Source organism: Pectobacterium sp. IFB5596, from assembly GCF_021432585.1.
Classification (GTDB): Bacteria; Pseudomonadota; Gammaproteobacteria; order Enterobacterales; family Enterobacteriaceae; genus Pectobacterium; species Pectobacterium punjabense.
Genome location: NZ_LXFY01000009.1, coordinates 48,831 through 62,599, shown reverse-complemented (window position 1 = coordinate 62,599; position 13,769 = coordinate 48,831). Strand labels below are relative to the sequence as shown.

General features: G+C 51.5%; 9 protein-coding genes. 3 read left to right on the top strand and 6 right to left on the bottom strand.

Features of this window, described 5'->3' with window-relative positions; genetic code table 11:
• Positions 1 to 19 precede the first annotated feature (19 nt).
• Genes amiB through nnr form a run of 3 tightly spaced genes read right to left on the bottom strand, consistent with a single transcriptional unit; the run spans position 20 to position 3,738 of the window.
• On the bottom strand, positions 20 to 1,687 hold the full coding sequence (gene amiB, locus A6301_RS09015) for an N-acetylmuramoyl-L-alanine amidase AmiB (RefSeq protein ID WP_234257614.1): 1,668 nt from the start codon (positions 1,685 to 1,687) through the stop codon (positions 20 to 22).
• The gene (gene tsaE, locus A6301_RS09010; protein ID WP_234257613.1) at positions 1,684 to 2,166 is read right to left on the bottom strand and encodes a tRNA (adenosine(37)-N6)-threonylcarbamoyltransferase complex ATPase subunit type 1 TsaE; all 483 of its coding nucleotides are present in this window, start codon (positions 2,164 to 2,166) and stop codon (positions 1,684 to 1,686) included. The genes amiB and tsaE overlap by 4 nt, the downstream gene beginning before the upstream one ends.
• A gap of 39 nt (positions 2,167 to 2,205) precedes the next feature.
• Positions 2,206 to 3,738: a bifunctional ADP-dependent NAD(P)H-hydrate dehydratase/NAD(P)H-hydrate epimerase gene (gene nnr / locus A6301_RS09005; protein ID WP_234257619.1), complete on the bottom strand. Its 1,533-nt coding sequence runs from the start codon at positions 3,736 to 3,738 to the stop codon at positions 2,206 to 2,208.
• Between the two features lie 144 nt (positions 3,739 to 3,882).
• Here nnr and queG point away from each other — a divergent pair, with 144 nt between their 5' ends.
• Positions 3,883 to 5,022, top strand: a complete 1,140-nt coding sequence (queG, locus tag A6301_RS09000; RefSeq protein WP_234257611.1) for a tRNA epoxyqueuosine(34) reductase QueG — start codon at positions 3,883 to 3,885, stop codon at positions 5,020 to 5,022.
• Positions 5,023 to 5,549: 527 nt separating this feature from the next.
• Here the strand turns inward: queG and ahpF are convergent.
• The 3 genes from ahpF to A6301_RS08985 form a co-directional block, all read right to left on the bottom strand.
• Complete coding sequence (gene ahpF / locus A6301_RS08995; protein WP_234257610.1) at positions 5,550 to 7,112, bottom strand: alkyl hydroperoxide reductase subunit F; 1,563 nt, start codon at positions 7,110 to 7,112, stop codon at positions 5,550 to 5,552.
• A gap of 147 nt (positions 7,113 to 7,259) precedes the next feature.
• Positions 7,260 to 7,823 (bottom strand): alkyl hydroperoxide reductase subunit C, encoded by a 564-nt coding sequence (ahpC, locus tag A6301_RS08990; RefSeq protein WP_010287114.1) that lies wholly within the window; start codon positions 7,821 to 7,823, stop codon positions 7,260 to 7,262.
• Between the two features lie 113 nt (positions 7,824 to 7,936).
• Positions 7,937 to 9,586 (bottom strand): DUF4153 domain-containing protein, encoded by a 1,650-nt coding sequence (locus A6301_RS08985; protein ID WP_234257608.1) that lies wholly within the window; start codon positions 9,584 to 9,586, stop codon positions 7,937 to 7,939.
• A 214-nt stretch (positions 9,587 to 9,800) separates the two neighbouring features.
• On the opposite strand from A6301_RS08985, the gene A6301_RS08980 reads away from it, so the two are divergent.
• A complete protein-coding gene (locus A6301_RS08980) occupies positions 9,801 to 12,833 on the top strand; it encodes an autotransporter domain-containing protein (protein WP_234257606.1) in 3,033 nt (1,010 codons plus the stop codon).
• A gap of 431 nt (positions 12,834 to 13,264) precedes the next feature.
• Entirely contained in the window at positions 13,265 to 13,717 is a 453-nt protein-coding gene (locus tag A6301_RS08975; protein WP_205540331.1) for a hypothetical protein, read from the top strand.
• Positions 13,718 to 13,769: the final 52 nt, after the last annotated feature.

Below are 13,769 nucleotides of genomic sequence, written 5' to 3'. Positions count from 1 at the left end.
ACATCGTCAGCATGAAGAATCAGGCGGACGGTATAATCAGCGTTTGCCCCAGTTGTACCGAACCGGAACGCAGATTATTTGCCTGTTGAATATCTTTCATACTGACACCGTAACGGGCAGCGATTGCACTCAGGCTATCACCCTTTACGACCTTATGCTTCACCGGCGCTGCTTTTTTGGGCGCTGGCGTTGACGTCGTTTGTTTCGTCCCGGTAGCCGGAATGTTCAGGCGCTGCCCAACCCAGACGATATCCTTATTCAGCTTATTCACGTCACGCATAGCCGCGAGGCTGACACCATAACGCCGGGCAATCGAAGAAAGGGTTTCGCCACGCGCAACGGTATGACGCGTGCTGCCCGCACTCGCTTTTGCCGTACTGACATTATCACTCGACGTTGTTGTATCACTTGCCGCCGACTGTAGTGGGCGGCTTTCCTGCTTTGGGAGGGATTGCATCGGATGCGTCTGGAAGTAACTTCTCAGCCCCTGATAAATCGCATTGGCGATTTTTTCCTGATAGTCGTTGTTCCCTAACAGCCGCTCTTCCGAGAGATTAGTGATAAACCCGGTTTCCACCAGCAGAGAAGGAATATCCGGCGAGCGCAACACACCCAGGCTGGCATGCTCTGGCCGCCGTTTATGCAAACCACCGACACGCTGGAGCTCACGCAGCACCTTGGTTGCCACGTCATACCCAACGCGCTGGGAGTGGCCAAATTGCAGATCCAGCACCGCCTGACTGAGATAAGGATCGGCACCGCTGTTCGCCAGCAAATCGCCCGCACCGCCCAATAATTCAGACTGTTTCTCGTGCTGTTCCAGCCAGTTAGCCATTTCACTATTCGCACGGCGGTTGGATAGTACCCAGACCGAGGCACCTTTCGCATTGCGGTTCGGCGCAGCATCAGCATGGATCGACACTAACAGGTTCGCGCCCTGCTTACGCGCTACGTCCGAACGTCCCATGACGGAGATAAAGTAGTCGCCGTCGCGCGTTAATACGCCTTTAAAAGCGGGATCGTTATTCAGCAAAGCTTGTAACTTACGGGCAATAGAAATGGTGACATTTTTCTCCCGCAGCCCGTTCGTGCCAATCGCGCCAGGATCTTGCCCACCGTGACCGGCATCAATCGCTACAACAACGCGTTCATTCCCCTGCCGGGCTGGCGATGGCGATGGCGAACCACCGCTCACGACAACGGTAGGCTTGTTGGTAAACGGATTCTTTGCGGGCTCTGCTGGCACACGATTTTGCTGGCGTGAAACAGGGGGGGTTGTGGCTTGTACCGTTTTCGCTTTGTCACCCGTGATGGTAAAAACGACAACGTAACCCGAACCTTCCTTTTGCGTAACCACTCGCGTTTTGGCCGCCTGCGTTAAATCCAGCACCAAACGCAGGCTTTGTGCATCCTGTGCATTACTGGTTCGCACGCGCTTAATCAGATTTTGCCCGCTGAAATCCAACGGCAGCCCCTGAATGACGCCGCTCTGACGAATATCAATCACCACTCTGGCAGGGTTGCTGAGCGGGAAAAAGGCATAAATCGGTTGGCCGCTAAAGCTTAATCGCACTGTGGCTTGGCCTGACGCGTTATCTACCTTGATATCCGACAGATTGGCGGCCCACGCCGATCCCGCAAGCAATAGCCATACGCCGATGAACAGCTTAGCCATACGACTCATCATGATTCTGTTGTTCCTGGCTGAAGAGAAAAACGTTGTAACATCGCGTCTCCCGTAGCAGAGACAGCGGACAGTTCAGCCTGTCGGCCCTCATCCTGATAGCGCAAATGCAGCTCGATATCCGCGTCGGGTAGCACGCCAGCACCTTGCTGCGGCCACTCAATCAGGCAAATAGCATCCTGCGTCAGGTAATCGCGAATCCCCATAAATTCCAACTCTTCCGGGTCGGCCAGTCGATAGAGATCAAAGTGGTAAACAGCCAATGGAGACAACGCATAAGGTTCCACCAACGTATAGGTAGGACTTTTGACATTGCCTTGGTGACCGCGCGCCTGTAGGAAACCGCGACTAAACGTCGTTTTCCCCGCGCCGAGATCGCCATAAAGATGGATCACACAAGCACCGCCACAGACTTTCGCCAGCGCCGTGCCTAATGAAATGGTTGCTGCCTCATCAGGCAGAAGTAAGACTATTTTTTTCATTCTATTGTTCTAAAAACATAAGTTCTAAAAACATCGGCGCTAAAAAAACACCCGATCAGGATTCACATATCGGAACAGCACGGGCAGTAAATCGGTTGCCAGCATACCCCGGGTACCGCGTCGTGCCGCCAGCCAGTCGGCCGCCGCGCCGTGTACGACGCACCCTGCACAAGCCGCATCATACAGTGAGAGCTTTTGCGCCAGCAAACCGCCGACAATACCCGACAGCACATCCCCCATTCCGCCCGTCGCCATGCCGGGATTTCCCACATCAGCAATAGCAACCTCTTCTTGCTGGTTGGCAATCACCGTTCCCGCACCTTTTAATACGACAACGCCGCCATAGCGCTTTACCAGCTTTGTGGCCGCAAGTAAGCGATCACTTTCAATATCAGATACGCGGCAATTCAGTAAACGTGCCGCCTCACCAGGATGAGGTGTCAGCACGCGATTCTGCCGCTTATGCGGATTGATTGCCAGTAGGTTAAGTGCATCCGCGTCCCATAACATGGGTTTGTTACAATTTTCTGTCAAACGCAGGGCAGTTTTACCCCATTCATCCTGCCCTAAACCGGGTCCAATCACCACGACATCGGCCCATTCCAACCCCTGTCGCAGCGTATCTGTCGTCAATTCTTGCACCATCAGTTCAGGTCGAGCCGTTAAAAACACCGATTGATACTGTTTGTGAGTAAGTACTCGCACTAAGCCAGCACCGCTGTGTAATGCGGCATCGGCAGCCATCAGTACCGCACCGCCTAAGCCCGCGTTACCGCCGACCACCAACAGCCTGCCGTTATCCCCTTTATGTTGTCCGGCGGGACGAGGCGTCAACCATTCGGGAAGCTGTGCCGCAGTCAGCCGCCGGATCGGCGCAGTTTGATCACCCAGCCACGTCTGCAACCCTAGCGAGTGATAATGCAATGATCCTACCTGCTCACGCGCGCGGCCAGTCAGTAACCCCGGCTTCAGAGCGATAAACGTCACCGTCTGTGCCGCACAGATCGCAGCACCAGCACAAACGCCAGTTTCAGCATGCAATCCAGAGGGAATATCGAGCGAGATAATGGGGGCGGGATAGGCATTAGCCTGTGTAATTAACGCGGCATAGGGTGCACGCGGTGCGGCGGAAAGTCCGGTCCCCAGTAAAGCATCCACAATGAGATCGATCCCATCTGGCCACGGCGTATTAACATCATACTGTGCACTTACCTCTTCAATACGCCCACCCTGCTCCAGCCAGCGCTGCCGAGCAAGACGGGCGTCATCAGGCGACGGTTTATCGCTAGCACAAGCGACAACATCTACCTCAATACCCGCAGCCAGCGCCAAACTGGCGACCACATATCCATCGCCACCGTTATTGCCGTGCCCAGCCAGCACTCGCCAGCGACGGGCAGAGGGATAGCATTGGCGAGCCACTTGAAATGCCGCGTCTCCCGCACGCTGCATCAACTGCCATAATGAAAGCCCTGATTCGCTGGCCGCTCTGGCTTCTTCACGGCGTACCCATTCGGCGTAAAATACCGAATCGGGCAACTTATCCTCTCGTTTCCGATCGTGGCTCATCATCATTTGCTCTTCGTTTTCATTACAATGACTTAAAATTAGCAAGCAACCGAAACGACCGCCAGCATTCCCCCTTCTCCGCAAACATCGGTTCTGCAACGCGAGTATGGTAACATCAGTACGTCTTGTTTATTTTTACGGTTCCTCATGTCATACCCCTACGATCTCAACGAATTAGTGCAACACATCAAACAATGGGGACAGGCATTGGGATTCCAGCAGGTCGGCATTTGCGACACCGATCTGTCTGCAGAAGAGCCTCGGCTTCAGGCCTGGCTGGATAAGCAATATCACGGAGAGATGGACTGGATGGCACGCCATGGCATGCTGCGAGCACGTCCACATGAACTACTACCCGGCACACTCCGCGTCATCAGCGTACGGATGAATTACCTGCCCGCCAAAGCGGCATTCGCGAGTACCTTAAAGAATCCAGAACTCGGCTACGTCAGCCGTTATGCACTAGGCCGTGATTACCACAAGCTGTTACGCCAGCGTTTAAAGAAGCTTGGCGATCAGATTCAGGAATACTGTGGTGAATTGAATTTTCGCCCATTCGTCGATTCCGCTCCTATTATGGAGCGCCCTTTGGCCGCGAAAGCCGGGCTTGGCTGGGTTGGTAAACACTCACTAATTTTAAACAGAGAAGCGGGCTCCTGGTTCTTTCTCGGTGAATTGCTGATCGATCTGCCTCTACCCGTCGATCGGCCACAGGAAGAGCAGTGCGGTCGCTGTGTCGCCTGTATGACCACCTGCCCAACTGGCGCGATTGTTGCCCCTTACACCGTTGATGCTCGCCGCTGCATTTCCTATCTAACCATTGAGTTGGAAGGCCCGATACCTGAAGAATTCCGTCCACTGATGGGTAATCGCATCTATGGCTGCGACGACTGTCAGCTCATTTGCCCATGGAATCGCTTTTCACAACTCACCGACGAGACTGATTTCAGCCCACGTGCCGCGCTGCACACGCCGGAACTGCTGACGCTATTCGGTTGGAATGAAGAGAAATTTCTACGAATTACGGAAGGATCGCCGATCCGGCGTATCGGACATCTCCGCTGGCTACGCAATATTGCCGTCGCACTGGGAAATGCCCCCTATCAGGATAGTATCGTGCTGGCACTGCAAACCCGTCTGGGTGAAAGTGAATTGTTGGATGAACATATCCACTGGGCGATTCAGCAGCAGCTAGCACGCCGCGCATTATTGGAAATTGACGTCCAATCCACACAGAAAAAACGACTCATCCGTGCAGTAGAGAAAGGATTACCGCGCGATGCATGAGCGGCTAAAACCGTTGCCATCAGTTTGTCGCATTCGCTGTGAATAAATAAAAAAAATCGTTGCCAATCAACTGTCACAAAAAGTACAAGCGATCGTTATAGCGTTTTATAAGTAAATTTTATGAATAAATATCAATAAGATACTCTACTGTATTTTATCAACAATATTGCGGGGTTAATAAATAACCAACAAACAGCCTGTGGATAAGTCTGTTAAGAAGAATATGATTTTTTGTATTAACTGATAAAAAACGATGTGAATTGAGGTAACGCTAGCGCCCTAAATACGATGTTGTGAAAACAGCAAAAAACAGGTCACAACACAGAGCGGCCAGCATTATGAATTTCTTATTGTCCTTTAGCAAGGGCTGAGATCTAATTTTTACGATCGAAAGAAAAATTTTACGATCAAAAGCAAAAACGCGGCGACACCTCGTTATGAGGCATCGCCGCGCGGAACGTTAAGATCGTCGTCAGAGAAACAGAAGGATGGCAAATATATCCACCTCCGTCCTCAACAGGCCGATGTTATGCACGGGTTCTGATCAAGTAGTCAAAAGCACTCAAGGATGCTTTTGCGCCTTCGCCCGTCGCGATAATAATCTGTTTGTACGGTACCGTCGTACAATCGCCGGCAGCAAAGACCCCTTTCACACTGGTTTCACACTTGGCATCGATCTCAATTTCACCAATGCGGTTTCTGGCTACCGTACCTTCCAGCCAGTGGGTGTTAGGCAGCAGGCCAATCTGTACGAAGATCCCTTCCAGCGCTAAATCATGCACCGTATCAGTAAGACGATCTTTGTAGCTCAGCCCCGTCACCTTCTGCCCATCGCCCTTCACTTCTGTGGTTTGCGCATTCAGAATGATGTCGACGTTCGGCAGGCTACGTACCTTCTCCTGCAATACCGAATCCGCTTTCAGCTCCGGTGCAAACTCAAGCAGCGTGACGTGTTTCACCACGCCAGCCAGATCGATCGCCGCTTCTACGCCGGAGTTTCCGCCGCCAATCACCGCGACGTGCTTGCCTTTAAACAGTGGGCCATCGCAGTGTGGGCAGTATGTTACCCCACGCGTCCGATACTGATCTTCACCGGGCACATTCATGTTTCTCCAACGGGCGCCCGTCGCAATGATCACGCTACGCGCTTTCAGCGTCGCGCCGGATACGGTAATCACCTGATGCGGTTTACCCGGCTCTCCACCAGGAATTAAAGCTTCTGCACTCTGCGCATCGATCACATCAACATCATAGTCATCAACATGGCTCTTCAGTGCGGTCGCCAATTTGGCACCTTCCGTTTTCGGCACTGAAATGTAGTTTTCGATATCAACGGTATCCAACACCTGGCCGCCAAAGCGCTCACCGACCAAACCGGTGCGGATGCCTTTACGCGCCGAATAGACTGCCGCTGCCGCCCCTGCCGGGCCGCTGCCGATGATTAACACATCATAGACGTCACGCTGGTTCAGCTTCTCAACCTGCTTAGCGCCCGCGCCAGTATCGATTTTAGTCACAATCTCAGCAAGGCTTGTTCGCCCCTGGCTGAAATGTTCTCCGTTCAGGAAAACAGTGGGGACGCCCATGACATTACGGTTTTGGATCTCATCCTGAAACACGCCGCCGTCTATCGCGGTGTGGGTGATCTTCGGATTCAACACCGCCATTAAATTCAGCGCCTGCACCACGTCCGGGCAATTGTGGCAGGACAGCGAGTAATACGTTTCAAAGTGGAACGCACCATCAAGATTGCGGATTTGATCGAGTAATTCTTTTGCTTCTTTCGACGGATGTCCACCCACCTGCAATAACGCCAGAATCAGGGAAGTAAATTCGTGTCCCATCGGCGCACCGGCAAAACGTGGGCCGCTTTGGGAACCAGGGTTGGTAATCAGGAATGAAGGCTTACGGACGGATAGATCATTCTTTTCAATAAAGCTGACCTGATTGGACAACTCGGCAATATCGGTCAATAAGGTTCTCACTTCCGCAGATTTAGCGGAATCATCCAGAGTCGCAATTAACTCAACAGGTTTGGTTAATTTTTCCAGATAGGCTTTCAACTGGACTTTCATCGTATTGTCGAGCATCGGTCGTCCTTAATGAGGTAACTAGGTACAAAGGCAAAATTAGGTACGCAGACAAAGTAGTGCGAGGTGTTGGCCCGAAAAGGAGCCGGGCCAGAAAAATCGGGTGCATCGCACCCGAAAAACAGCCATATTTTCCGTGGTGTCAGCTTAGATTTTGCCAACCAGATCCAGAGACGGGGCCAGCGTGGCTTCGCCTTCTTTCCATTTAGCTGGGCAGACTTCGCCAGGATGAGATGCAACGTATTGAGCGGCTTTGACTTTGCGCAGCAGGTCAGAGGCATCGCGGCCAATGCCTTCAGCCGTGATTTCTACTGCCTGAATGATGCCCTGTGGGTCAACGATGAACGTACCACGGTCAGCCAGACCTTCTGCTTCACGCATGTTTTCAAAATTACGCGTCAATTGGCCAGTTGGGTCACCGATCATGGTGTATTTGATTTTGCCAATCGTTTCAGAGCTGCTGTGCCACGCTTTGTGCGTGAAATGGGTGTCGGTGGAAACAGAGTAAATTTCCACGCCACGCTGTTGGAATTCGTCGTAGTAGTCAGCGACATCACCCAGTTCGGTCGGGCAGACAAACGTAAAGTCAGCCGGATAGAAGAAGAATACGCTCCATTTTCCTTCGATATTCTTCTCAGTCACTTCAATGAATTGGCCGTCTTTGAAAGCCATGTTTTTGAATGGTTTAACTTGGGTATTAATTACTGACATCACGTTATCCTCATGTGTTTTTGCATGTGGCTAAAGTACAGAAACGTGATCGTTATCACCAATTCGTTGTCTTTATTGAATCAATAAGTAATACCTAACTAACGCGACTAAAATCAGGGATAGGTGATCTCCATATTCTGCCCCCCAATCCTGATCGTCTTAAAGCGTGGGGCAACCGCTTCGACCTTACCGTCTTTCACCAGCGCGACCAGTTGTTCCGTGCCAATCGCACCATACAGGCTGGCTGCAATCTGCCACTGTCCCTTTTCATCACGAGCAAGGATCTTCCCACCATTCGCCCAGCCTACTCTGGGAAAAATGAGCACTTCGTTGTGACCATCACCAGTCAAATCAATCGCAAAGAGCAGGCAAGCCATTTCCCTACACTGATTACCCAGATTATCGCCCCGTAACATGCTTTCGACCCCGTCTTCCAACGGGCCTACCCACTCGACCTGAACAGGAAGCACTTTTGCGGGACGCCCCTGCAACCGATCGCGCAGCACCTGACGCCCTGCAGCATCAAGAATTTGGTCTTGCTCCAACGCGTCCGCCAGCCAGTTAAACTGCTCCCTGCCTGCTGTTCCTAGCTCATCACGCAGCGCCCACAGATCAAACTTATCAATCGGCGTTTTCCCGCTCAGCAAGCGCTGAACCTGATTTCTCGCACTAAAGGCTTCTGGGCTCAGCAGCGGTGTATGCAGCAATACCATCAGTAAGCAGGTCACAGCCGCGAGCAGCGAATTGCTCGTGCGTAAATGACCTAACCAGACTCCAGAGCGTCGGATGACAGCCCATAGCATGGCTAGACTGTAAAGCATGGCGATCGCTACGACAAAGAGTGACTGAAAACGGAAAGGAGTCAGGCCGTATTGTTCGATGCGCAGCCAACTGGAGTAACCCGCCAGTGCGCTCAACACTGGCAGACACAGCACACTGGCGCTAACCAGCCCGCGTAAAACTGCCGGATAAACACGCCCTTCGCTATCATCTTGAGATGCGCAGTTAATCAAAAAGAGGTTCACGCCCATCAGACATAGAAGAATGAGGGTGGAACGACCAGTATTCCATATCGGTTCCAAACCACTAAAAGGCAGCGTCAAGGTGAAAATCACCGTGATCAACGCACTAAACGGCAGCAGAAAACGACACGCCGATAGCAAAATCCCCCGCAGTAGTCCAACTACCGCTTCTTTGGTCATTCCGATGTACATGCCAATAGAAAACACGACCGGCAAGAACAGCATATAGAACCGATAATGACCGAATACTTTATTAACCTGCGAGAAACCCAACATGTTGAACAACATGCCGCACAATACGAGTAGCAGCACGACCACCAGAACAACTAGCCACGCTAACAGCACGGTAAAAATATGGCCCCAGGCGTGTTTGCAGAGCGCGTCATAGGATGGCCATCTTCCTTCACGGGTTGACCAGCAGCGAATAAAAGTACAGCAGATATAACCGAGGAGGATGCCGCACAACCCCCAAGAACCAGACAGACGCTCTCGCCCACTGTCATAGAAAACCCAACCGCTAATCGCCGTCATCAGCACAGTCAGCACGCTGACCCATAGCCACGTTTTTTTCAAAAAAAGCGTACGTTCCAGCCATTGCAGGCTAATCCCGCCAACCGTCGCCATCGTTATCAACAACGTCTGAACGATGCCTTCTTTCATCTCCAGCGCAGTGACAAATAAAAGCCCCTGAAGCAGGCCAATAGCCAAATAAAACCTTAACGATGGAGAACGGGCAAACATGGCAAATCCTTTTATCGATACGAATCAATGAACGACCTACTGTAGCATCGAACGCGTGTAACTTGAGTGAATAGCGTCTCTTCGACTGTTTACCGCGCCCGCCACTACCCTCCCATTTTTAATGTTCATACCAACGTCACCGTTTAGTCATTTGCCATCGTTACACTGCCGCCCGGAATTTCATAACGCATAGAAAAATAAAGGAATAATATAAATGGCATCCCCAACGAAAGCACTTTTGGCTACGGCAATAGCCTCATTAATACCGTTTAGCATCGCTGCCGCGGAAGGAGAACCCGCCTCTGCCATTGATGTTCTATCAGGGTTTAATAAATTCTGGACTGCGGGCACAGCCTGGAATAACGGCATACCCACTACGCTTGGCGAGATTGTACTGCGACAGAATATCCAAACGGTGATTGATATCGCCCGTTCGCGCACCCAGGCACAAGAAATATCAGCTTTTGAATTCGATGCTCAAGATGCCAATTACGCCGTCATCGCTGGTCTTGGCCCGCTAGCCAGCATCTTGAAAACGGAAACTGGCGCTTTCACAACGGTCGACGGTATTCCAGACCGCGCATACAGTAGCCGAGTCAGCGACGGCGGCAACGGACTTGGGTCTGCCACCAGCGGGCTAGGCAAGGTCGTCGAACTCGTCAACGCCGTGCGTTACCCAGCCTCCACCACGCCAGCCAAAAACAACTACAACTATCCGCGTCCCTTCCGCCAAACGCTGGACGGAGAAGATCTAAGCTGGGTACTGCAACGCTCTCTCGTTGCCCGCGTGCCGGCAACGGGAAATGGTGATGGCGGTTTTCCTAGCGGACATACCAACGCAGGCTATCTCTCCGCTTTCGGTCTCGCGTACGCGGTTCCGCAGCAATATTCCGATCTGATCCTACGGGCTGGCGAGATTGGCTACAGCCGCGTCGTGACGGGTATTCACTCACCACTGGATGTGATAGGCGGGCGAATGCACGCGACCTATTACGCGATTCAAGACCTCATCGCCAATCCAACGTTACGTGCAGAAGCCTACGATCAGGCACAAGCATTCTTCGCAGGACAATGCGGAGGCACCATCACCGCGTGCTACACCAGCGGCAGGAGTGCCGAGGCAGCCTACGCTCAGTATCAGATCGATAAAGCCCTATACGCGAAATACACATTCGAAAACGCCTTCACGCCTATCGGTGACACCCGTGCCGCCGCGATTGTTCCGCAAAACGCCGAAGTGCTGATCGAAACACGCTACCCCTACCTCACCGCAGCCCAACAGCGCGACATTCTGGCGACAACATCGAATGCCTCAGGCGGCGTGATGGATAACGGCATGGGTTACGATCGTTTGAACCTCTTCAAGGCAGCAAATGGCTACGGCGCGTTCAACAGCAATGTTGCGGTAGTGATGAACGCCACAAATGGGGGCTTATCTGCCGCCGATCTGTGGCTAAACGACATCACAGGCACAGGCTCCTTGACCAAATCAGGTAGCGGGCAGCTCACACTCGCCGGGCGTAATAGCTGGAGTGGCGGTACAAGCGTATCAGACGGGACGCTGATTGGTACTAATGGTCGTGCTTTCGGCACTGGTGCTATCGTCAACAACGCAACGTTGGCTTTTGACATCAACACCGACGACACGCTCGCGAATGACATTTCAGGTAACGGGATACTGCGCAAAGACGGTGTAGCTAAGCTGACCTATACAGGCAATGGATCGTCCTTTACCGGAACCACACAGGTGACAAACGGCAGATTGGCAATTAACGGCTCACTGGGCGGTTCAATCGTTGTGGCCGATGGTGCGACCGTTTCAGGCAGCGGTACGTTAGGCAGTCTGACCGTCGCCAGTGGCAGTACGCTGGCTCCCGGTAACTCGATTGGCACACTAAGAGTGAACGGCGATCTAACGTTAACCAATGGGGCTATTTATGAAGTTGAAGTCGATCCAGAGACGACCGAAAGCGATCTGATTGCGGTGACAGGCACGGCCACGCTGGGTGATGCTTCAGTGCTGCACGTCGGCCAGAATGGGGATTATCGTATTGCTTCAACCTATACCATTCTGACCGCAGACAAGGGGATCTCCGGTACCTTCGGTGCGGTAACGAGCCGCTATGCTTTCCTCGATGCCAATCTGGGTTACACCGCTAATGCGGTGACGATGCAACTCGCACGTAACGACATCACATTTGCGTCAGTCGCTACCACGGCCAATCAATCAGCCGCCGCCAATGCAGTAGAGTCCTTAGGGACAGGCAATGCCGTTTATAACGCAGTAGCGATGCTCGACCGAGGCGCACCACAGAACGCCTTTGACGCGTTATCGGGTGAAGGCTATGCCTCGCTGGCTGGTGCCATGACACGCGGTGCATTGACGGTCAGCGATACGGTTACAGAACACGCCCGTACCACGCATGATGATAACGTCTGGCTCAATGTTTATGGCGGTCGCCATGATGCGAACGGCGCTAACGGCACGGCCGATACTGACTATCGCAGCAATGGTTTTCTGCTCGGCATTGACGGTGCGCTGTCCGACAACATGACGCTTGGCATTTTCGCTGGGGCAGACAAGGGAGATGTTGACGTAAATGGGCGTCATTTCTCAGCAGATGTCGACAACTACCAGTTAGGGGCTTATGCCAATTATACGTATAACCGGTTGGGATTGACCTTCGGTACAGTCGGAAGCTGGGGCGATATCGCGGCGCAGCGTGACGTCACCGTCGGTTCCCTGAATGAGAAGTTGTCAGCAGATCTGGATGCCCGCACTCTCCAGGTATTTGGTGAAGCACGAATGAAATTCGATGCTAACGTGGTTACGGTAGAACCTTTCGCCAGATTAGCGCACGTCGCCAGTAAAATGGACAGCTTCAGCGAGGCTGGCGGTGCTGCCGCATTAGGCGGCGAAGCGCTCAAAATGGATACCACCTTTTCTACCCTCGGCGTCCGTCTGGAACGCAGCTTCGGCACGCAAGCACGCGCATGGACAGTGAATGGCAGCGTCGGCTGGAGACATGCTTTTGGCGACATCGATCCTACGGCACGCCTGCACTTCATTGGGGCTGATAACTATAACGTGACGGGAACACCACTGGCTGAAAATAGCGTACGTGTTGAAGCGGGCATCGGCAAAAAGCTAACCGACAATGCGAACCTGTCATTATCCTATGGCGGCCAATTCGGTGGCGGCGTTACCGATAATGCCGCTCACCTGAAACTAAATGTTCGTTTCTAAAATACAATGACGACGTAAGGCGATGGAAAAGCGTTTACCGCTTTACGTCGTCTTACCATCGCCACCTCACTGTCATTTATTGATTTAAAAAAGGTAGACGAACCGATTACGTTAAAGCTCAATTCATACAGAATAGTCGCCTCTCATTATGAACAATAATTACGAATGAAACGATATTAAATAATAATCACTGGAATTAAATAATAACAAGGTAATGAAAATAGCAGATTTAATATATCGACATGAATCACAAATCCACTTCAACATAACCATAAGTAATTAAAGTTATTTACATAACTTGCCGATTATAAAAAATCACCATAGGGTAGTTTTCTGAGTTTTATGGCTACAGCACGCAGATGTTGTATTCCTCCCTCTGGTATAAGGATGAAAGACTGTAGCCTCGGATGAAAATACATGGAGTTGTTCAAGTGAATACAAAGAAAATATTGTTATCGTCTATTGTTGCAACAGCACTACTGGCATCAGCTGCCGCCAATGCAGGCCCAAAATTCAACGTGACCTTTAAGAATTTAAACTCGGCCCCCACAGATACCGCTATATTCTCGCCTACAACAAGTGCAGAAATTTTCTCACAAGCCAATGCATCGCCCACGCCATTAGATTCTGTCTTAGCTGGCCAATCAAATTTTTATACCATCTCCAGTCCATATAACGATGTAAGTTCAATGCACGTTCGCTACACGATTGGAACTAAAGTCTGCCAATTTGATATGACCTATACCGTGAGATATGGTCTGGGGAATAAAATCCCACAATGGACACAAAGCACAACACCAAGCAACGGTGCTAGATGCGATCTGCGGGTCACCTATGCCAATCTCTTTACTCATGATTCAAATGTTGAAATCACAATGAGATAAAATATCTCAATATGATAATCATATAAAAATACAAGATAAGCCACTGTAAAGT